Origin of the sequence: Verrucosispora sp. WMMD703, assembly GCF_049178935.1 — a bacterium.
GTDB lineage: Bacteria > Actinomycetota > Actinomycetes > Mycobacteriales > Micromonosporaceae > Micromonospora > Micromonospora sediminimaris.
In genome coordinates this window covers 427,325-447,920 of record NZ_JBMHMM010000004.1, presented here as the reverse complement: position 1 = coordinate 447,920, position 20,596 = coordinate 427,325, and the positions used below count along the sequence as shown (strand labels likewise).

The window sequence follows — 20,596 nt, the reverse complement described above, 5'->3', positions numbered from 1 at the left end:
ACGCCGGGGCCCGTTGCCGTACCGGACGTCAGAGAGTCAGCGTCCAGGTGTTGATGTAGCCGGTGTCACCGCCGTAGACGTCGCGGACCTGGAGACGCCAGGTGCCGTTCGCCGCCTCGCTGGACAGGTTCACCGTGTAGGTGGTGTTCACGTTGTCCGTGCCGTCGAAGATGCTGCTGTTCTTCAGCCGGTAGGACGAACCGTCCGGGGCAAGCAGGTCGATGACCAGGTCGCCGCGGTAGGTGTGCACGATGTTCACCGCGACGGTCGAGCTCGACGAGGCGTTCCGGTTGCAGCCGGAGATGGTGATCGAGCTGGTCACCGCCGAGCCCGAGTCCGGGATCGGCACGTCGCTGCCGTTGGTCCCGGAGCAGCCGCCGCCGCTGCCACCGGTGACCGTCAGCGAGTACGTCGCGCTCCTGGTGCCGGAGGCCGCGGTGCCGGTGACGGTCACGGGGTACGTGCCGGCCGGCGTGCTGGCCGACGTGCTGATGGTCAGCGTGGACGATCCGCCGGAGGTGACGGTGGCCGGGCTGAACGAGGCGGTCGCCCCGGACGGCAGGCCGCTGGCCGAGAGGCTGACCGACTGGGCGGAGCCGTTTGTGGTCGCCGTGGACACGGTGGCGCTCGCCGAGCTACCCGCCGTGACCGAACCGGAGGTCGGCGACACCGAGACCGAGAAGTCGTTGGCCGGCGGCGGGGTGTCACCGTTGACCACGTAGAGCAACCGGTTGGGGGTGCCGCTGCCCACGTTCGAGACCACGTTCGGGGTGGCGTTGTTGACCAGGTAGTCCCGGACCTGCTGGGGCGTCCAGGACGGGTTGGCCGAGAGGACCAGCGCCGCCGCGCCGGCCACGTGGGGCGAGGCCATCGAGGTGCCGCTGATGGTGTTCGTCGCGGTGTTGCTGGTGTGCCAGGCGGAGGTGATGCTCACCCCCGGGGCGAGGATGTCCACGCAGGTGCCGTAGTTGGAGAAGCTGGCAGCGGCGTCGTTGCTCTGGGTGGCACCGACGGTGATCGCCGCTGCGGCCCGGGCCGGCGAGTAGTTGCAGGCGTTCTGCCGCTGGCCGAAAGCGTTGCCGTTGCCGGCGGCCACCGCGTACGTGACACCGGAGTTGATGGAGTTGATGACCGCGTTGTCGACCGAGGTGTTCGCCCCGCCGCCGAGGCTCATGTTGGCCACGGCCGGCTTCACCGCGTTGGCGGTGACCCAGTCGATGCCGGCGATGACACCGGCGTTGGTGCCGCTGCCGGAGCAGTTGAGCACCTTGACCGCCACCAGGCGGGTCGCCTTGGCCACGCCGTACGCCGAGCCACCAACCGTACCCGCCACGTGCGTGCCGTGGCCGTTGCAGTCGGTGTTGTTGGAGTCGACCGTGTTGGTGCCCCAGGTCGCCCGGCCGCCGAAGTCGGAGTGGGTGGTCCGGATGCCGGTGTCGATGACGTACGAGGTCACGTTCGTGGCGGTGTTGGGATAGGTGTACGAGCTGTTGAGCGGCAGGTTCCGCTGGTCGATCCGGTCCAGGCCCCAGGACGGGGGGTTCGTCTGGGTACCCGCGAGAGACACGACGTGGTTCTGTTCGACGTACGCGACAGCGGGGTCCGCCGCGATCCGCGCCGCGGCCCGCGCGCTGACCCGCACCTCGGCGCCCCGGACGGCCGCGCTGTAGGTCCGGGCCGTGGCACCGCCGTGCCGGCGTAGCAGCCGGTCCACGGAGGAGCCGACGGCCGTACGACTGACTTCGCTGTCCTTGAACACGACGATGTAGCTGTCCTTGACGGCGGTTGCGCCGCCGGCGCTTCGGACGGTGCCGACCGGCTCGGCCGCCATGGCCGGCGTGGCCGCCGCCATCATGGCCAGCGTGGCCAGCCCGACAAGCAGCGATCTCTGTGGAAGAACCATCTTCCTACCTCCCTCCGACCGGCATCGAGCGTCCATCTGCTCGTGGCAGATTGATCGATGAATGCCGATCACGGTGAGGGTAGTCGGATGTGTGCGGACAGTTAAACATGTCGGATCCCCCATAACACTGAAGAGATGGTTCCCCTACGGGGACGAGTACGGGACGAACGGGGGGTGGGCCCGGATTCGACGAGCCCGAATTCGGGCAAGGCTGATGGACATGCAGAGCCATCTCGCCCTCCTGCTTCCGGTCGCGGCCGTCTGGTGGACCGTCGGCTACCTCGCGGACGGGTTGCCCCGCCTGAAGCACGCTCGCGAGCTGCGCCAGCACTCGGGCCGGCTGCTCGCGCTGACGTTGACCGCGCTCGGTCTGACGATGGCTCTGCCGATCGCCGGGCTGGTCACCGTCGGACCGACCCTGGCGGACCGGGCCGCCGACGGGCTGACGCTCGCCGCCGTACCCGCACTGCTGGTGGCCGGCTGCACCGTGCGCCGGTTGCGCCGGTTGTGGGCCGGGGCCGGCGCGCTGGCCGTCGCCGCCGGCACACCGGCCCCGCACGGACTGCGGGCCGCTGCTGCCCACCCGCTGATCGGGCTGCCGTTGCAGGTGACAGGTTTGGCGCTGCTGCCGGCCGTCATCGTGGCGAGCGGCGCCGGCCAGTATCTCGGGCCCTCGGCAACCGGGCCGGCGATCACCATCGCGGCACTGGCCGTCGCTTCGATCGGCGTACGCCACGCGTTGCGGCACAACCGGTTCGCCGAGCGGGCCATGCCCGAGCGGGTGTCGTCACCGCGCCCGACCGCCGGTGCCCTGCACGTATAGCAGTTCCAGGATCGCCCTGGTCGCCTCGAACCAGCGGTCGAGCCAGCCGGGTGGCGGCACGCTGCCCTTCGGTGGCAGCTCCATCAACAGGCCACGCAGCAGCGGATGGTCCACGAGGGAAGCGTCGTCGACCGTCGACCAGCCACCGGCCGGAAAGGACGGCTCGGTCAGCGGATTCGGATCCAGCGACGGCAGGGTGAGCGGCGACGGCGACTCCGTCGCCGCCGGGGTCTCCCGGCTGGCGTGCTCGGTTTCCGCCGACACCACCTCGGTCAGCACGGTGTCCCGCCGGGCCCCGCGATACTTGCCGCCGAACCGTTCCGGCTTTCCCGGTCCGTTGGTGAGGTTCTCCGACCCGATACTCGTCATCCGTCTCGCCTGCCTCGCTCGGTTACCCGCCCTGCCGGGGGGATGTCGACCAGCGCGTACCGAGAGGTACAACGACACGGGCAGGATGTGGCGACGGCAGCCGGCGGAGCACGCGTCTGCGGGCCGCACCGCAGACGCTGTTCGACGCCCGACGCCCGACGCCCGACGCCCGACGCCGGGGCCGGGTCACAACAGCGAATCCCCGCTCGGCCACCGGCCGAACGGGGATTCGTCGTCACCGCCCCCGGGCGTCAGGCCCGAGGGAACGCGCCGTCCCTGGTACTGGCGACGAAAGCGTGCCAGTCACCCGGTGCGAAGACCAGGGCCGGTCCGGCCTTGTCCTTCGAGTCCCGGACGCCGACCGCCCCGGTCACGTACGCCACCTCGACGCAGTTGTCACAGTTCGGCCCGCTCTTCGAGCTCTTGAACCATGTCGCCTGCGCCAGGTTCACGGAGAATCCTTGCGTCGCCACTTCCACAACGGCTCCTCTGCCAGTCTCGCGATGTACTCGACGGACTCCTCCGGACGCTTGGCCGCTGCTCGAATGTGATCGAAGATGAAGCTGTACTTCTGTAGTTCGTCGCTCTTCTCAAGGAAGAGCCCACCCGTGGCGTTCTCCGCGTACACGACATCCGGATCACCGGGTTCGGGGAAGCTGAGGATCGTGAAGGTGCCGTCCATGCCGGCGTGCGCCCCGACCTCGAACGGCAGGACCTGAAGCGTCACGTTCGGCAGCTGTGCCACCTCCACCAACCGGTTGAGCTGGTCACGCATGACCTTGTCCCCGCCCACCGGACGGCTCAACACCGCTTCATCGAGCACCACCCACAGATCGACCGGATCATCCTGGGTCAACAACGACTGACGGCCGAGTCGGACACGCACCCGTTGCTGTACCTGTTCCGGACTGAAGTCGGGGCGGGCCGCACGGATCATCGCGCTGGCGTAGTCCTCGGTCTCCAGCAGCCCCGGCACCACCTGCTGCTCGTACGCGCGAATCGAACTGGCCGCCGCCTCCAGGCCCACGTACGCCCCGACCAGCACCGTGCTGTAGGGATGCCACCAGCCCTTCTGCCGCGCCTCACGGGCGATCTGCACCAGCTCGTCGCTCTCGGCACCGACCACTCCGTAGATCCGGAGCATGTCCCGCACGTCCCGGGGAGTCGCGGTGGTGTGACCTGTCTCGATACGCGAAATCTTGGAAGCCGAGCATTCCAACTGCTCCGCCACGGCCTCTATGGTGATTCCGGCGGCCTCGCGCTGCCGGCGCAGTTCTGCGCCAAGCCGGCGCCGCCGGATGGTCGGGCTGCGCCGCTCGCTCACCGTGCCACCTCTCCGCTTCGACGCGCCGCGCTGACCGCCCGCCCACGGCGCGATTCTTCCGGCGAGCGTTCGCGGCGTGGAGTGTCCCGGTCCTCGGCCGGCCGCGGCGGGCGAAACCGGCTCTCAGTGTGCCGCCCGGGTGGCAGCCCGTTCAAGCGCCGTTTCGCGCGAGCCGCTCACGTATCGGCAAAAGTCGACGTGCAACTTGCATGAAGCACACTCCTCATGCACTCTGTCCGTATGACCCGGGTTACTGACCGTCTCCGATCCGTCTCCACGAGTGATCAACCTCGTGGAGAGGTGGGTCGCCGGGGAGGAGCTTCGCCACCAGCCGCTCCACGCTGACCGACCACGACACCGGCTCCGGTCCCCCGAGACACGACCTCGTCGCTGGAGCCAGCAACCCCCCATCCTCCAGCCGGCACCTTCCCCGCCGGCCGACCATTTCAGGAGCCCATGTGCTTCCCCGCTCCGGTGACGTACTGCACGTGACACGCGCGGCGAGTGTCCAGTTCCTCAGGCCCATCCTGTTCCGGGTGATCCGGGTGCTCGACCGGCCCACCTACGACGGTTGGCTCTGGCTCGAAGGCTACGAGTTGAACGCGGCGGGGGACGCGGTCAACCGTCGGTCGATCTTCGTCCAGCGGGCCGGGCTGCGGCAGGTCCAGGCGGCCCCGCAGCCGCGTCCACACACCGTACGCTCGGCCCGCCGGCAGGCCGTACGGACGCCGGTTCGGGTGCACTGAGCATCACCGACGTCAGGTGAAAAGGATTCGGGGGGCATGCCGCCGACATAGAATCGGTATGCCCACCCCGGCATGTTTCCACCCCGCGCCTCCCGGACCCCGAACCTGGGATGGCCATGGTCAACTTGTCCGCGCGGGAGCCACGCCGGTCCCGCATCGCCCACACCTTCGGACTCCTGGCGCTTCTCGGTGCCGTCACCACCCTGGTGGTGCTGGGCCGGGATCCGGCACTGTCGTCCACCCGGCTGGCCGAGCCCGTACCGGCCCCGGAGATCACTGTCGTGGAGAGCGAGCCGGTCGAGCCGGACGTCACCACCGACGACGTCTGGGACGCCTTCGCCCGCGACGGCTTCTTCGACCAGACGGCCGACGACCCGGCGGAGTCCGACGGCGTCTCCGGTCAGCCCTCATACCCGGCTGACCAGAAAGCGCCAGCCAGGGCCACGGGTGGTCACACCCGGGAGGAACTCAGCCGCTCGCTGTTCTGGTCCGGGGTGTTCGGACTGGCGATCTCCCTCGCCGGTCTCGGACTGGTCGGCACCAGACGCCGGATGTGGTGACTCTGGCGGTCACTCCGTGGGGCTCGCCGTGACGGTTGGCTCGGTGGTCGGCTCGCCCGTGCTCGGTTCCGGACTCGGACTGGCCGCAGCGACCACCAGCCGAACCTCATCGCCCACCTCCACCGACTCACCGGCCTGCGGGTCGGTGGCGATGACGGTCCCCTCCGGCTGGTCCGACGGGCGGTACTCCACCCGATAGTCGAGGTCGAGCCCGTCCAGCGCGGCCCGTGCCGCGGCTTCCGGCAGACCCACCAGCGGCGGTACCGGTACCTCGGCCGGCGCGGCGCTCGTGGTCGGTGCCGGTGACGGGGACTCGGTGGTCGGCGACGCCGACGCCGTGGTCGGCGGGGCCTGGGTGGTCGGTGAGGGCGACTCCGGTGCCGGGCCGTCGTCGTTCAGCCCCTGGCCGGCCAGCCAGAACCCACCCCCGATCAGGCCGAGCAGGAGCAGCAGCAGGACGCCCCAGAGGATCGGCAGCCACCACGGTCGGCCCGGCTGCTCGTCGGCGTACCAGTCGCCGCCGGCCAGCTCGCGGTCCACACCCGGCCGAACCGACGGCACCTCCGCGCGCCCCGACCAGGCCACCGACCCGGAACGCTGGTTCGGCGGCAGCGGCGCGGTCGCGTCCGCCGGCTCGGCGACGGCCCGGTCCAGCGGCGCGGTCTCGTCCGGCGTACGCCCCATCGGCGCGGTCTCGTCCGGCGGTCCCGCCGGCTCTACGGTCGCGCGATCCATCGGTGCGGTCTCGTCGGTAGCGCGCCCCATCGGCGCCGTCTCGTCCGGCGCACGCGGCGCGGTCGCGTCCGCCGGCTCGGCGGCGGCCAGGTCCAGCGGCGCGGTCTCGTCCGGGTTGTCTCCGGACGGCGGGATCGGACGGGTCCGGTCGTCCGGTTGCCCGTCGGTCGGCTCCTGGCGGTCGTCGCTCACGGCACGTCCTTTCCGCCGACCGGGCGGGCACCAGGCCCCTCGACGGTCAACCTAGCGGTTTCGCCGGTCATCGGTCGGCATCAGCGTGTCGGGTGCGCGTCACGGCGCCGGAGTGCTCGCATCCGCACTCGGCGGCGTGCCGCACCAGATCTGGACCACGTCGTTCCACCTGCCGACCGTGCCGCCCGGCGGTTGCTGCGACGTGACCGTGCCGGAGCGTCCGTTGGGATAGCGGGGAGAGAAGCCGTCGTCGACGAGTTCGTCCCTCGCCTCGTTGCACGTCTCACCGGTCAGGTCGGGCACCTCGTTCGGTGGGGCGGCCCCGGCCACATTGATCTTGACCGTGACACCACGCCGCACCGGTGTCCCCGGAGCCGGGTCGGTGCTTCGTACGCTGGAACTGTCACCCGTGCCGAAGACGAGCTGCCAGCCCAGGCCCAGATCCCGCAGCTCCTCCCTGGCCTCCTCGAAGTCTGCGCCGACCAGGTCCGGGACGGTGAGTCCGGTAGGCCGCGACGGGCTGGGGCTGTTGCTCGGCGTGGTCGCGGTGTTCGGTGTCGGCCGCTCCCGCGGCGGCGAGGTCCGCGCCGTTGGGCTGGAAGTGGGAGTGCCGGTGGCGGCGGAGGACACCGGGCCGGGTCTTACCTGATCGCCGGCGAGCACCCAGCCACCGGCGGCACCGATGATCGCGAGCAGGATGGCAGCAGCCCCGCCACCGATGATCAACCTCGTTCGGTCCGGGCCGGTTTCACCGCGCCCCGGCCGCCCGCCCGTGGTCCCGTCCGTCATCCCGCCCACCGCCTTATCACCCACGACCGTAGCGACCGGGCCAAGCACTTTCCGTAACCGTCGCCGGTCGGTGCCGCGCACGACTCGCCGCACCGACCACAGGACGTTACGCTGCCCGGCATGGCCAGACAGGGCTGGGGAGGATCGATCGCCACCGCGGCCGGCGTGGCAGCCGGTGCCGGTGCCGCCCAACTGGGCTTCGGATACGGCCTGGGCATTCTCAATTGGGCGCCCCCTGAGGCGACCGCCGGCACGGCGGCCTGGGTGGCGAGCCTGATCTGGGCGACCTGGATCGCGGCTACGTCGACCATCTTCGGTGCGGTCTGCGCCCAGCGGCTGCACGACCGTCGCCGGGCCGCATCCCCGTCCGACCCGATGACGGTGGTCGGTGGGCCGCCCGCCGCCGATTCCCCGGCTCCGCCGACCGGCACCGCAGCGTCGCCCATCTCCGCGACGGCGGGCAGCGGGCCGGCGACGTCCGGCAGCCCGGTTCCGCCCTCCGGTGAACTTCCGTCCGCCACCGTCAAGCAGGACGGTGGCGGACTGTGGGGAATCGCGCTGGCCGTGGCCGCCGGCCTGGGCGCGCTGATCACGGTGTTGCTGGTCGCCGTGCCGGCCCGGGTCGCGGTGGTGCCGGACACGCCGTCCCCCCGCGATATGGCCGCCGGGTACGCGGCGGTCGGCGTACTTATCGGAACGCTCGTGGCGGTCTGGGCGCTGCGTTGTCGCGCCGCCGCCACCAATGTCATCGCCACCGCTGGCTGGCTCTGGCTGCTCGCGGTCATCGCCGTGGTGGACTCGGTGCTCGCCGGTCGCGGGCTCACCACCGCGCAGCTCGGGATCTGGCAACTCAGCTCGGACAACGACCAGTTCTGGATCCGGGACTACTTCTACTGGCCCGGCGCGGTCCTGTCACTCGGTTCAGCACTGGTTATCGGTGCGCTGGCCGCCCGCCGCGGGGTCCGGGCGACCGGGCGGCGGGTCGGTGCCACCGCATCCGGTGCCGCCGGTCCGCTGTTGGTGGCCATCGCCTACTTCCTGGCCGTGCCGAGGCTCACCGCGATCAGCCCGGAACAGGTTTCCGCTCATCTCACCGCCCCGTACGCGGTGATCGTCGGCATCGGCGGGTCGGTCCTGGTGGCGGCGCTGGCCCAGCGATCGGCCCGGCTGGCGGCGCGCCGGTCGAGCGGCCCCGACGCGGCCCCGCTGGTGCCCCGGCAGCGAGTCGGTGACTCCGACCGGCACACGCCCGGGTCCGGGCCGGATGCCGCCACCCAGCCCGCGCCGGACGCCGAGCCGTCCGAGCCGTCCGCGCCGGACGTCGAGCGGTCCGGGGCGGGTGCCCCCCTGTCCCCGGCGGGTGCCACGCGGTCCTCGGCGGCCGCCGACCGGCTCGACCAGCCGGTGGCCGGCGAGGTTCCGGCGACCCGGAAGAAAGCCGCATCGGCGGGAACCCCACCGCGACCGGCAGCGGTCAAGCCAGCGACGGTCAAGCCGGCAGCACCGCAACCGGCAGCACCGCCCTCGGCAGCGCAGCCGGAAAGGCCGGCGGAGGCGGGTGGGAAATCCGGGTCGTCGCCGTCCGAGGCGTCATTCGGCAGCGAAGAGACACCCGAGAGCGGCAACCGCCGCGGCCGTCCCCGGCAGCGCGGCCGCTAGTCTGGATCTTGGCGCAAAACGGCCCACCGGGAGGGCGATTCCGCACCAAGATCCGGTGAGGTTGCCGCTTCGCTCAGTCGAGCGGCCAGGTGTGCACCGGCTCGTTTGTGTACTGCAACTCCGCGTAGCGCTGGAGCATGTGGTGCAGCGCGGCCCGGCGCTCCAGACCCAGATGCCGCTCGGCGGCCCACACGGTTGCGGTCTGCCAGACCGCGCCGTTGCGTCCGGTACGACAGCGTTGCTCGATGATGCCGAGCAACCGGTCCCGGTCGGCGGCGGCGACGCCGAAGCCGTCGAGGCCGGCGGCGGCGAGCGGCAGCAGTGTGTCGAGCACCAGCGTGGTCACCGGCACATCGCCCAGCCGCGGCCAGTGCAGGACCGCGTCCATGCCGCGGCGGGCAGCCGCGTGGAAGTTCTCCTCGGCCGAGCTGAAGGTGAGCTGGCTCCAGATCGGCCGATCGGCCTCCGCCATGCCCCGGACCAGCCCGAAGTAGAAGGCGGCGTTGGCCAGCATGTCGACCACGGTCGGTCCGGCCGGTAGCACGCGGTTCTCCACCCGCAGGTGCGGACGGCCGTTCATGATGTCGTACACGGGCCGGTTCCACCGGTAGACGGTGCCGTTGTGCAGCCGCAACTCGGCCAGCTCGGGAACGCCGCCGGCATGCAGGACCTCCACCGGGTCCTCGCTCTCGCAGATCGGCAGCAGGGGCGGGAAGTAGCGGACGTTCTCCTCGAACAGGTCGAAGATCGAGGTGATCCACCGCTCGCCGAACCAGACCCGGGGCCGTACGCCCTGGGCCTTCAGCTCGTCCGGCCGGGTGTCGGTGGCCTGCTCGAACAGGGCGATGCGGGTCTCCGCCCAGAGCTGCCGATCGTAGAGGAACGGGGAGTTGGCACCCACCGCCACCTGGGCGGCGGCGATCGCCTGGGAGGCGTTCCAGTAGTCGGCGAAGCTGTCCGGCGCCACCTGGAGGTGGAACTGGAGGCTGGTGCAGGCCGCCTCCGGCGCGATGGAGTCGTTGTGCGTACGCAGTCGCTCGACGCCCCGGATGTCGAGCTCGATGTCCTCGCCCCGGGCTCCGACGATCTGGTCGTTCAGCACCCGGTAACGCTCGTTCGTGGAGAGGTTGTCCGCCACCAGGTGTCGCTCGTTCAACGTGGGCAGGATGCCGACCAGCACGATCCGGGTGTCCGACCGAGAGGCGCGTTCGTTGGCCCGGTCGAGGCTGGCGCAGAGGTCACGCTCGTAGTCGGCGAACCCGGTGCCGGAGATCAGCCGCGGGTTGGCGTTCAGTTCGAGGTTGAACTGCCCGAGCTCGGTCTGGAACAACGGGTCGGCTATCGCGGCGAGGATCTCTTCGTTGCGCATGGCCGGTTCGGCGGCCGGGTCGACCAGGTTGAGCTCGATCTCCAACCCGGTCATCGGCCGGTCGGCGTCGAAGCCGAAGTCGTCCAACATGAGCGCGAACACGTCCAGGCAGCGCCGGACCTTCTGCCGGTACCGGACTCGATCCTCACGGGAGAAGGCGGCTCGATCGACGTCCCTGCCCATGCTTCCTCCCGGCGCGCGACGCCACGGAACGGTGCCGCTCCGCAGCGCACTGTGAACCATACTCGCTGGGAGCGCTGCGCCCAGCCGCCCCGAAGATCGGTCCATTGCCGCAGTCCACCCGTTGTAGCGGCCGATGGCGTCACCCCCCGACCAGGTTGCTAGCTCCCGCTGAAGTAGGTACCCAGTCGCACCGTCGGACCCTTGCTGCACGCGAAGAACAAGTTGTGACAATTCGCACCGGCGTCCGGGTACGAGTGAAGGTCCCCGGACAGCCGACAGGCCCGCGCGGTGCGGGCGCGGGCCTGTCGGAGCGTACGGATCAGGACTGCCGGATGGCCTCGCCCTCGATCTCGATCTTGACCTTCTTGCCGACCAGGACGCCACCGGACTCCAGGGCGACGTTCCAGGTCAGGCCGAAGTCCTCACGGTCGATCTCGGTGGTCGCCGAGAAACCGAAGATGTCCTGGCCGAAGGGGCTGCGGCCGACACCCTCGAACTCAACCTTGAGGTCGACCGGACGGGTCACGTCCTTGATGGTCAACTCGCCGGTCAGGACGAACTCGTTGCCCTCGTGCGACTTCACGCCGGTGCTGCGGTACTCCAGCGTGGCGAACTTCTCCGCGTCGAGGAACTCGGGGCTGCGCAGGTGCGCGTCCCGATCCGCCTGGGCGGTGTTGATGCTGGCGGCCTGGATGGTGGCGGAGACCGTGGACTCCAGCGGATCCTCGGCGATGGTGATGGTGGCGCTCGCGTCAGCGAACTCGCCGCGAACCTTGCTCACCATCATGTGCCGGGCAACGAAGCCGACCCGCTTGTGCGCCACATCCAGCAGGTAGGTGCCGGCCGCCGGGATGGTGAGGCCGTTCCACTCGCGGGTAACCGGCTCGGTGCTGCTGGTCATGAGAGACTGCCCTCCGGGAGATATTGTTTAGTAGCCCAACGTCTGCGTCAGCAACTATAGCCATGGCAATATTCCTGCTGTCAAGTATTGGTACGATGGTCTGGTGGAAGCGAACACGTTCGACGACCCTCGAATCACGGCCGTCGGCCTGCTCTTCGAGGTGCACGCCGGGCTGGCCGCCCGATTCGCCGCCCAGCTGGAGGAGCACGGCCTGTCATCGGTCGAGTTCGAGGTGCTGACCAGACTCACCCGGTCACCCGCCAACCAGCTGCGGATGACCGATCTCGCCGCCCAGACCTCACTGTCAACCAGCGGCGTGACCCGGGTGGTGGACCGGATGGAACGCGACGGTTTGATCACCCGCCGCGCCTGCCCCTCCGACCGACGAAGCTCGTACGCGGTGGTGACGCCGGCCGGCCTGCGCCGGCTCGACGAGAGCCTGCCCGGGCACCTTCAGCTCATCGAGGACTGGTTCACCGGGCAACTCGACCCGGCTGCGCTGGCCGCTCTGCTCGACGGCCTGCGCCGGGTACGCGACGCCGTACATCCCTGCGCGACCGCCGGCAGCCGTTCCGCCGCACCGGGCGAGCCTTCGGCCGAGTGCGACGAGAAGGAGGGCAGGCCACCTGCACCGGGCGGCCATCCGGGCCGCTGAGGCATCCCGCTGTCGCCTGCGCCGGCGGTTGCCGTCGTCCTCGACCGCCTGCGGACCCTAAGTGTGCGAACGACCAGCCGAGCGTGACGGGACCGGCAGAACCACCGGCAGAACCACCGGTTCAATAGGTGATAGCCCCCCAAACCCGACAGACGGGCCGACTGTGCCTCGCTAGTCTCGCAGCGGCGGGGGCAGCGGGGGGCACCGGCGCGGGCGATGAGCGAGGGGTGGCAACAGGGGGCTTCCTCGCCCGCGCCGACCCCGTCCCCGCCACCGGCGGACCGGTCGGCGACCGCACCGCCGTCGCCGACCTCACCGCCCCGGTTTCGTCGGGCCGTTCCGGGCCACCGACAGGACGTAGAGCAGTTCCTCCTCGTGCTCCAGCAACCGGATGCCGCCCTCCCGGCAGGCCACGTCCAGCCGATCGAGCACACTCGCGTCCAAGGTGCTCGCCGCCAAGCCCACCAGAGCCTCCACGACCGTCCGTCGGTCCCGACCGGTCTCATCCGGCTCCGCTGCGGCCGCGAACCACTCCGCCGCGACCTCCCGGTCCCCACGATGCAGCGCCAGATGCCCCTCGATCAGTGCGCCGGTGCCGTCGAGCGGACGCAGCTCGGCGAGCACCTCGGCGGCCTCGGCCGCCCGACCGTCCTGGGCGAGCGCCAGACCCAGCGTCCCAAGCACCTGTCGCCGACCGCGCGGGGTGCCCAGGTCGCCGAGGGCCGTCAACACCCGGCGAGCCTCGTCGGCGGCGTCGGCGTACCGGCCCGCCAGGCGGAACACCTCCGCGACGGTGCCCCGAGCCAGCACCCGCAGCCGCTGCTCCGCGCACTGGCCACCGAGCCGGTCCACCACCGCCAGCCGGCGACGAGCCGTGGTCAGGTCACCGAGCCTGATCTCGTGCCACGCCAGCTGATGCTGCGCTACCGCCATCTGGCGGGTCAGGCCATGCTCGGTGGCCAGGGCCAGTACCGCCTCCGCCTGCTCCCGTGCCTGACCCGGCCGACCGGTCGCGGCCAGCAGGACGCCGAGGACCGCCCGCGCCTCCAACTCGCCCGGCACGTCACCGAGCCGACGGAACTCCGCAAGCGCCGCGCGGGCCGTGGACAGCTCCGTTGCGCCCGCACCGTGCTCGCCGGCTAGCATCGCCACACCGACCGAGGCCCACGCGCGCAGGGCCGGGTCGGCATCGGCGGTACGCGGATCGGCCAGCAGGCGCAGCAGCCACTGCCGGCCGACAACGTCCCGCCCACGTAACCGCCACCACCGGGGCAGGTTCACCGCGAGACGTAACGCCGTCAAGGGGTCGTCGACCGCCGCGTACGTCAACGCGGAGCTGATGTCGCCGGTGACCTCGTCGAGACGGTGCGCGGCGGCACCGGCCCCGGCACCTGTCAACCCCGACGCGGTCCGCTCCACCAGCCGGGTCACCACCCGAGCGTGCCGACGGCGGATCACCGTCGACTCGCCGGCGCCGGACGCCTGCTCGACGGCGTAGTCCCGGACGGCGTCGACGAACCGGAACCGGAACGAGCCGCCACCTCGTACGCTCAGCAGCCCGAGATCGAGGAAGCGGTTGAGCAGCGGCACCGGATCGACGCCGGTGCCGGCGAGCATCTCCTCGGCCAACTCCACCGACCACCGGTTGCCGAAGGCGGCGAGCTGCCGCAACGCCGCCCGGTCCCCGACGGCGAGCAGCCGGTAACTGGTGGCCACCGCGTCGCGCAGGGTCTCCGCCACCGCCGTGCGGGCATCGTCACCCCGTGGCCGCGTCTCCCAACCGCTGTGCGTGGCGGCAGAGGTGTCCAGATCCAGCACCCGGTCGCCGTACCGGTCGAGCAGTTCGGTGAGATCGAGGAGCCGGCCGCGCGCCGCCATCAGTTCGATCGCCAGCGGCAGCCCGCCCAGCCGGCGTACCAGGGCAGCCAGCGCGGGCAACTCGGCGTCGGCCGGCGGTTCCCGGCGGACCTGAGCCAGTCGCGAGGTGAACAGGGTGACCGCCGGATATCCGACGAGGGTCGCCGGGTCGGTGTCGCCCGGTGGCGGCACCTCCAACGGCGAAACGGGGCGCACCCACTCGCTCGGTAGCCCGACCGGATGTCGGCCGGTGACCAGCACCCGCAGCGACGGCACCGCACCGACGAGCCGCCGCAGCGTGCCGGCCACCGGATCGGGCGCCCGCTCCACCGCGTCCACCAGCAGCAGCGCCCGCCGGTCACCGAGCCGCGCGGCCAACTCGGTGTCCCGGGCCACGCCGAAGACCGTCATGACGGCGGCGTGCACGTCGGCCGCGTCCGACCCGGCGCCGATCAGCACCCCGGCGACACCGCCGGGATGAGTGGGCGCGGCCGCGTGGACCGCCGCCAACGCCAGGGCGGTCTTGCCGACGCCGGCCAACCCCACCAGGCTCACCACCCGGGGACCACGTGGATCGTCCAACAGGGTGGCCAGCTCGGTGATGTCGCGCTCCCGGCCGATCAGTTCCGGTGGCGGCGGCAGGCCCAGCGGCGTACCGACCTCGGGCTGGACGGCCGCCGGGCTGGTGCCCCGGGCGGCGGCCAGAAACGCCGCGCGGGCGGAGCCGGTCAGCCCGAGCGCCCCGGCGAGCAGCTCGACGGTGGTGCGTTGTGGCCGGGTGGAGCGGCCCCGTTCCAGGTCACGGACCGTCCGTACCCCGACGCCGGCACGGGCCGCCAGCTCAGCCTGGGTCGCGCCAGCAGCCTGCCGGTGCGCCCGCAGCAGCTCCGGCAGACCGGCGTGCGGCGGACCGGATTGACGATCATGACCGGGAGCCATGGGCACGGACAATACGGCGCAGGCCCGACATCGGACACGGGATCGTCGGCCACCCGACGATGCCGTGCCGAAACCTGACAACCACCGATCGGCAGCCGACCTGCACCGAACCGGCATCGATGTGCGACGGCCGGCTGGCCGCCCGACGTGTCCGGCCGATCCGGCCGGTTCACATCCCCAGGTCGCGGGCGATGATCATGCGCTGCACCTCGGAGGTACCCTCGCCGATCTCCAGGATCTTGGAGTCCCGCCAAAACCGGGCCACCGGGTACTCGTTCATGAAGCCGTACCCGCCATGGATCTGCGTCGCCTCCCGGGCGTTGTCCACCGCGATCGTGCTCGCGTGCAGCTTGGCGATCGCCGCCTGCCGCTTGAACGGCTCGCCGGCCAGCATTCGGGCGGCGGCGTCGTAGTAGGCGAGCCGGGCGGTGTACGCCTTCGCCTCCATGTCGGCGATCTTGAATTGGATCGCCTGGTAGTTGCCGATCGGTTGCCCGAAGGCGTGCCGCTCCTTCGCGTACTTGATCGACTCGTCGACACAGCCCTGGGCGAGACCGACGGCCAGCGCGGCAATGGCGATCCGGCCCTCGTCGAGGATGCGCAGGAACTGGGCGAAGCCACGACCCCGCTCGCCGAGCAGGTTCTCCGCCGGCACCCGGCAGTCGTCGAAGTTCAGCTCATGGGTGTCCGAGGCGGTCCAACCGACCTTGGAGTAGCCGGGCGCGACGGTGAAGCCGGGCGTCCCGCTGGGCACGATGATGGAGGACAACTCCTTCGTGCCGTCCGGCCGGATGCCGGTGACCGCGGTGACGGTGACCAGGGCGGTGATGTCGGTGCCGGAGTTGGTGATGAACGCCTTCGAGCCGTTGATGACCCATTCGCCGGTCGCCTCGTCCAGCACCGCCCGGGTCTCGGTGCCCCCCGCGTCCGAGCCGAAGCCCGGCTCGGTCAGCCCGAACCCGGCCAGCGCCTCGCCGCTGAGCAGCCGGGGCAGCCACCGCGACTTCTGCTCGTCGGTGCCGAACCGGTAGATCGGCATCGCGCCCAACGAGACCGCCGCTTCCAGGGTGATGGCCACGCTGGAGTCGACCCGGGCCAGTTCCTCCAGAGCCAGGCAGAGGGCGAAGTAGTCGCCGCCCATACCACCGTGCTCCTCGGCGAAGGGCAGGCCGAACAGGCCCATCTTGCCCATCTGGCGAATGATCTCGTACGGGAAGGTGTGCTGCTCGTAGTGCTCGGCAATGACCGGCGCGACCACCTCGCGGGCGAAGTCCCGCACGCTGTCGCGAAGCGCCTCGTGCTCCTCGGTGAGCCGGAAGTCCATCGGGTTCCTCCTATGTGGACGGCCCGCCGGGCGCTCGTGACGCCGGGACGGGATCGTGCTGGTGCCGGACGGCTCAGACCGGGGTGACGCCGTGCCATCGCCGGGAGAAGTGCCGCTGCTTGCCCCGGGCGGCGGCGAACCGGCGCACCAGCTCGGCACGCAGTTCCTGCGGCTCCACGATCGCGTCGACCACCAGCTCGCTGGCGAGCCGGACGATGTCGATGTCCCGCTCGTACTCCTCGCGGCGGGCGGCGACGAAGGCCGCCCGCTCGGCTTCGTCCTCGATGGCCGCGATCTTGTTTGCGTACACGGCGTTGACCGCGGCCTCCGCACCCATCACCGCGATCTTGGCGGTGGGCAGCGCGATCGTGGCATCCGGCTCGAAGCCCGGCCCCGCCATGGCGTACAGGCCGGCACCGTACGCCTTGCGCACCACCACACAGATCTTGGGTACGGTCGCCTCGGAGATCGCGGTGATCATTTTTGCGCCGTGCCGGATGATGCCCTGCTTCTCCACCGCGCTGCCGACCATGAACCCGGGCACGTCGCTCAGGAACAGCAGCGGCACGTTGAACGCGTCGCAGAGCTGCACGAACCGGGTCGCCTTGTCGGCCGAGTCGACGAAGAGCACCCCGCCCTTGAACATCGAGTTGTTGCCGACCACGCCGACGACCTCGCCGTTCAGTCGGCCGAAGCCGATGGTCAACTCCTTGGCCCAGAGGGCCTGGATCTCGAAGAAGGAGTCCTCGTCGAGCAGGCCCTTGACGTACCGGCGCATGTCGAACGCCTGCCGCTCGCTCGCCGGCACCAGCGCGGCGAGGTCGGCCTTGGTCGGCGCCTCGACGGCGAGCGCGGTCGGTGGCTGCTGGGTCCAGTTCGCCGGAAGGTACGACAGGTAGCGCTTCACCACGTCGAGCGCATCGGCCTCGGTCTTGCAGAGGAAGTGCCCGACACCGGACTCGGCGCAGTGCACCCGCGCCCCACCCATCGCTTCGAGGGTGGTCTTCTCCCCGGTGACCATCTCGACCATCCGGTCCGATCCCAGGTACATGCTGGCGTTGCCGTCGACCATGGCGACCACGTCGCAGAACGCCGGAATGTACGCTCCGCCGGCCGCGCTGGGCCCGAACAGCGCGCAGACCTGGGGGATCGAGCCGGAGGCGCGGACCTGGTTCCAGAAGATCTTTCCGGCGCCACGACGCCCGGGAAACAGCTCGACCTGGTCGGTGATCCGGGCCCCGGCCGAGTCGACCAGGTAGACCATCGGGACACCGGTGTCGTACGCCCGCTCGATGATCCGGATGATCTTCTCGACGGTGCGGGCACCCCAGCTGCCGGCCTTGACCGTGGAGTCGTTTGCCATCAGGCAGACCTGACGACCGTCGATGGTGGCGGTGCCGGTTACCACGCCGTCGGCGGGCAGTCCCTCGGCGAGCGCGTTGGCGTAGAGGCCGTCCTCGACGAAGCTGCCCTCGTCGACCAGCAGCGCGACCCGCTCCCGGGCGAACAGCTTGCCCTTCGCGGCGTTGGCCGCGTGGTACTTCTCCGCGCCGCCGGCCCGAACCCGCTTGCGCAGCTGCTCCAGCGCCTCACCGTCAACCGTCACCACGGCCCCCAAACCAAGCAACCTGAACGATCGTTAGGCTACCCCACCCACACCCATCCCCGCACCACCCCGAGATCCCCAGCGTTGATCATGAGGTTAGCGGCAGTTCTAGAGATCAACTCTGCCGCTAACCTCATGATCAACCGCCGCTGGGCGGGGGTGGGTGGGTTAGTGCGGGGTCAGGTGGGCAGGGGGGTGAGGCGGGTGCGGGGGCCGGCGCGGAGGACGCCGGAGGGGAGAGTACGAGCGGTCAGGTGCTCGGCCAGCTCGGCGACCTCGATCAGGGCGTCCAGGTCGATCCCGGTGTCGATGCCCATGTCGTGCAGCATGTGCACCGCCTCCTCGGTGGCCAGGTTCCCGCTGGCCCCGGGCGCGTACGGACAGCCACCCAGCCCGCCGACACTGGCGTCGAACTCGGTGACGCCGAGCTCCAGGGCGGTCAGCAGATTGGCCAACGCGGTGCCCCGGGTGTTGTGGAAGTGCAGCAGCACCGGAACGTCGGCGTTGCGATCGCGTACGGCGGTGAGCAGGTCACGGACGCGTCGGGGCGTACCCATGCCGGTGGTGTCGCCGAACGCGACGCGGTCGGCGCCGTCGCGGACCACCCGGTCCACGATGGCGGCCACCCGCGCCGGATCGATGTCGCCCTCGTACGGGCAGCCGAAGCTGGTCGCCACGATCACCTCGGCGCGGGCACCGGCACCGTGCAGCAGGTCGATCAGCTCGGCGATGTCGTCAAGCGACTCGTCGGTGGAACGGTTGACGTTGCGCCGGTTGTGCGTGTCGCTTGCCGAGACGACCACCTCGATCTCGGTGAAGCCGGCGGCGAGGGCGCGCTGCGCGCCGCGCGTGTTCGGCACCAACGCGGAGTAACGCACCCCGTCGACCCGCTGCGCCCGTCGCCACACCTCGTCGGCGTCGGCCATCTGCGGGATCGCCCTGGGGTGCACGAACGAGACCGCCTCGATCCGCCGTACCCCCGTCTGCGAGAGCGCGTCGAGCAGCCGCACCTTGGCGTCGGTGGGGATCGGTGCCTCGTTCTGCAACCCGTCACGTGGCCCGACCTCACGAATGGACACGTAATCCGGCATCTCCACCACCCACCCACCTAGCTGTGACACTCACTGCCCCAACCCTCCCCAGCATGTCACACCCCCACCCACACCCCACCCCGCCCGACCCCACCCGACCCCACCCCGCGTGACCCCGCGTTGATCAAGAAGTTTTGGTCGGCTGCGGGCACGGATCCCGACCAAAACTTCTTGATCAACCGGCCAGGGGCGGGGGCGGGGGCGGGGCGGGGGCGGGGGGTTAGCGGAGGTGGGAGACGATGCTGGTGTCGTAGTCGCCGGAGAGGAACTCCTGGTTTTCGAGCAGCTCGGCGAAGAAGGGGAGGTTGTGCTTGGGGCCGGACAGGTCGAAGGCGGCCACTGCCGCGCGGGCGCGGGCGATGGCCTCGGCCCGGTCCTGGCCGTGCACGATCAGCTTCGCCATCAGGCTGTCGTAGAACGGGGTGACGGTGTTCCCCTCGGCGTAGCCGGAGTCGACGCGTACGCCCTCGCCGGTCGGCTCGACCCAGGTCTTGATCGTCCCGGGGCCGGGCAGGAACCGTTTCGGATCCTCGGCGTTGACTCGCAGCTCGATGGCGTGCCCGCGCACGGTCAGCGCGTCCGGGTCGAAGGTCGGCGGCAGGCCGGCCGCCACCCGCAGCTGCTCCTCCACCAGGTCGATGCCGTGCACCAGCTCGGTCACCGGGTGCTCCACCTGAAGCCGGGTGTTCATCTCCAGGAAGAAGAACTCCCCGGTCGTCGGATCGAGCAGGCACTCGACGGTGCCGGCGTTGCGGTAGTCGACCGCCGCACCCGCCCGCACCGCCGCGGCCAGGAGGCGGGACCGTAGCTCCGGCGAGACCGCCGGGGAGGGCGACTCCTCCACCAGCTTCTGGTTGCGCCGCTGCACCGAGCACTCCCGCTCGCCCAGCGCCAGCACCCGGCCGTCGGCCAGGCCGAGGATCTGCACCTCGACGTGCCGCACCCGGGGGAAGTACCGCTCCAGCAGCACCGAGCCGTCGCCGAACATCCGCTCCGCGAAGGCCCGGACCTTGTCGTACTCGGTGCGCAGCGCAGCCTCGTCGACCGCCACCCCCATGCCCATGCCGCCGCCACCGGCAGCGGCCTTCACCATCACCGGGTAGCCGATCTCTGCCGCCGCCGCGACCGCCGCCGCCACGTCGGCCGCCGGCTCGGTGGTCCCCGCCGCCACCGGCACGCCGGCCGCCGCCATCAGGTTCCGCGCATTGATCTTGTCGCCCATCGCGCTTATCGCGTCCCCGCCGGGTCCGACCCAGATCAGGCCGCTGGCCTCGACGGTACGGGCGAAGTCGGCGTTCTCCGACAGGAAGCCGTAACCGGGGTGGATCGCCTGCGCCCCTGTCGACCGGGCGGCGGCGAGGATCGCCTCGGTGTTGCGGTAGCTCTGCGCCGGGTTGGCCGGCCCGACGCAGACGGCCTCGTCGGCCTCGGCGACGAACGGCAGGTCGGCGTCGGCCTCCGAGTGGACCGCGATCGCCCGCACCCCGAGCCGCCTGGCGGTACGGATGATCCGGCGGGCGATCTCGCCCCGGTTGGCGACCAGCAGCGACTCGATCATGCTTCCTCCGCGT

General features: G+C 70.9%; 18 protein-coding genes. 5 read left to right on the top strand and 13 right to left on the bottom strand.

The genetic code is table 11. The features are described 5' to 3' along the window. Positions 1 to 28: 28 nt before the first annotated feature. Positions 29 to 1,903, bottom strand: coding sequence for a S8 family peptidase (locus tag ACN26Z_RS02620; protein WP_282236277.1), 1,875 nt, complete (start codon positions 1,901 to 1,903; stop codon positions 29 to 31). A gap of 220 nt (positions 1,904 to 2,123) precedes the next feature. On the opposite strand from ACN26Z_RS02620, the gene ACN26Z_RS02615 reads away from it, so the two are divergent. Next, complete coding sequence (locus ACN26Z_RS02615) at positions 2,124 to 2,726, top strand: hypothetical protein (protein ID WP_421459780.1); 603 nt, start codon at positions 2,124 to 2,126, stop codon at positions 2,724 to 2,726. Here ACN26Z_RS02615 and ACN26Z_RS02610 read toward each other — a convergent pair. The 3 genes from ACN26Z_RS02610 to ACN26Z_RS02600 form a co-directional block, all read right to left on the bottom strand. Continuing rightward, a complete protein-coding gene (locus ACN26Z_RS02610; protein ID WP_282236279.1) occupies positions 2,691 to 3,095 on the bottom strand; it encodes a hypothetical protein in 405 nt (134 codons plus the stop codon). The two genes, ACN26Z_RS02615 and ACN26Z_RS02610, sit on opposite strands and share 36 nt — an antisense overlap. A gap of 251 nt (positions 3,096 to 3,346) precedes the next feature. Beyond that, positions 3,347 to 3,568: a DUF397 domain-containing protein gene (locus ACN26Z_RS02605; protein ID WP_093409203.1), complete on the bottom strand. Its 222-nt coding sequence runs from the start codon at positions 3,566 to 3,568 to the stop codon at positions 3,347 to 3,349. Continuing rightward, positions 3,544 to 4,419, bottom strand: a complete 876-nt coding sequence (locus tag ACN26Z_RS02600) for a helix-turn-helix domain-containing protein (RefSeq protein WP_093409207.1) — start codon at positions 4,417 to 4,419, stop codon at positions 3,544 to 3,546. Before ACN26Z_RS02600 ends, ACN26Z_RS02605 begins: the two co-directional genes overlap by 25 nt. A 458-nt stretch (positions 4,420 to 4,877) precedes the next feature. Between ACN26Z_RS02600 and ACN26Z_RS02595 the strand changes: the two genes are divergently transcribed. Both ACN26Z_RS02595 and ACN26Z_RS02590 read left to right on the top strand, forming a co-directional pair. Then, complete coding sequence (locus tag ACN26Z_RS02595) at positions 4,878 to 5,165, top strand: hypothetical protein (protein ID WP_421459779.1); 288 nt, start codon at positions 4,878 to 4,880, stop codon at positions 5,163 to 5,165. Between the two features lie 110 nt (positions 5,166 to 5,275). Beyond that, the gene (locus tag ACN26Z_RS02590; protein WP_170863583.1) at positions 5,276 to 5,725 is read left to right on the top strand and encodes a hypothetical protein; all 450 of its coding nucleotides are present in this window, start codon (positions 5,276 to 5,278) and stop codon (positions 5,723 to 5,725) included. 9 nt (positions 5,726 to 5,734) lie between these two features. Here the strand turns inward: ACN26Z_RS02590 and ACN26Z_RS02585 are convergent, their stop codons facing one another. Together ACN26Z_RS02585 and ACN26Z_RS02580 are read right to left on the bottom strand one after the other, a co-directional pair. Further along, positions 5,735 to 6,652, bottom strand: coding sequence for a PASTA domain-containing protein (locus ACN26Z_RS02585; RefSeq protein WP_421459778.1), 918 nt, complete (start codon positions 6,650 to 6,652; stop codon positions 5,735 to 5,737). A 99-nt stretch (positions 6,653 to 6,751) separates the two neighbouring features. Then, complete coding sequence (locus ACN26Z_RS02580) at positions 6,752 to 7,441, bottom strand: PASTA domain-containing protein (RefSeq protein WP_421459777.1); 690 nt, start codon at positions 7,439 to 7,441, stop codon at positions 6,752 to 6,754. 120 nt (positions 7,442 to 7,561) lie between these two features. Here ACN26Z_RS02580 and ACN26Z_RS02575 point away from each other — a divergent pair, with 120 nt between their 5' ends. Then, positions 7,562 to 9,100 carry a hypothetical protein gene (locus ACN26Z_RS02575; protein WP_421459776.1) on the top strand — a complete coding sequence of 513 codons (1,539 nt, stop codon included), beginning with the start codon at positions 7,562 to 7,564 and terminating at the stop codon, positions 9,098 to 9,100. Positions 9,101 to 9,173: 73 nt separating this feature from the next. Here ACN26Z_RS02575 and ACN26Z_RS02570 read toward each other — a convergent pair whose 3' ends face one another. Both ACN26Z_RS02570 and ACN26Z_RS02565 read right to left on the bottom strand, forming a co-directional pair. Beyond that, positions 9,174 to 10,652, bottom strand: coding sequence for a glutamate--cysteine ligase (locus tag ACN26Z_RS02570; protein WP_282236283.1), 1,479 nt, complete (start codon positions 10,650 to 10,652; stop codon positions 9,174 to 9,176). Positions 10,653 to 10,971: 319 nt separating this feature from the next. After that, a complete protein-coding gene (locus tag ACN26Z_RS02565; RefSeq protein WP_282236284.1) occupies positions 10,972 to 11,553 on the bottom strand; it encodes a YceI family protein in 582 nt (193 codons plus the stop codon). 103 nt (positions 11,554 to 11,656) lie between these two features. Here ACN26Z_RS02565 and ACN26Z_RS02560 point away from each other — a divergent pair, with 103 nt between their 5' ends. After that, positions 11,657 to 12,208: a MarR family winged helix-turn-helix transcriptional regulator gene (locus tag ACN26Z_RS02560; RefSeq protein ID WP_421459775.1), complete on the top strand. Its 552-nt coding sequence runs from the start codon at positions 11,657 to 11,659 to the stop codon at positions 12,206 to 12,208. Positions 12,209 to 12,520: 312 nt separating this feature from the next. Here the strand turns inward: ACN26Z_RS02560 and ACN26Z_RS02555 are convergent, their stop codons facing one another. From ACN26Z_RS02555 to ACN26Z_RS02535, 5 genes are all read right to left on the bottom strand, one after another. Beyond that, entirely contained in the window at positions 12,521 to 15,004 is a 2,484-nt protein-coding gene (locus ACN26Z_RS02555; RefSeq protein WP_421459774.1) for an ATP-binding protein, read from the bottom strand. Between the two features lie 169 nt (positions 15,005 to 15,173). Beyond that, positions 15,174 to 16,328: an acyl-CoA dehydrogenase family protein gene (locus tag ACN26Z_RS02550; RefSeq protein ID WP_093409226.1), complete on the bottom strand. Its 1,155-nt coding sequence runs from the start codon at positions 16,326 to 16,328 to the stop codon at positions 15,174 to 15,176. 73 nt (positions 16,329 to 16,401) lie between these two features. Next, positions 16,402 to 17,934: an acyl-CoA carboxylase subunit beta gene (locus ACN26Z_RS02545; RefSeq protein WP_421459773.1), complete on the bottom strand. Its 1,533-nt coding sequence runs from the start codon at positions 17,932 to 17,934 to the stop codon at positions 16,402 to 16,404. A gap of 179 nt (positions 17,935 to 18,113) precedes the next feature. After that, on the bottom strand, positions 18,114 to 19,025 hold the full coding sequence (locus tag ACN26Z_RS02540; RefSeq protein ID WP_421459772.1) for a hydroxymethylglutaryl-CoA lyase: 912 nt from the start codon (positions 19,023 to 19,025) through the stop codon (positions 18,114 to 18,116). 220 nt (positions 19,026 to 19,245) lie between these two features. Further along, positions 19,246 to 20,583, bottom strand: a complete 1,338-nt coding sequence (locus ACN26Z_RS02535; protein ID WP_421459771.1) for an acetyl-CoA carboxylase biotin carboxylase subunit — start codon at positions 20,581 to 20,583, stop codon at positions 19,246 to 19,248. Positions 20,584 to 20,596: the final 13 nt, after the last annotated feature.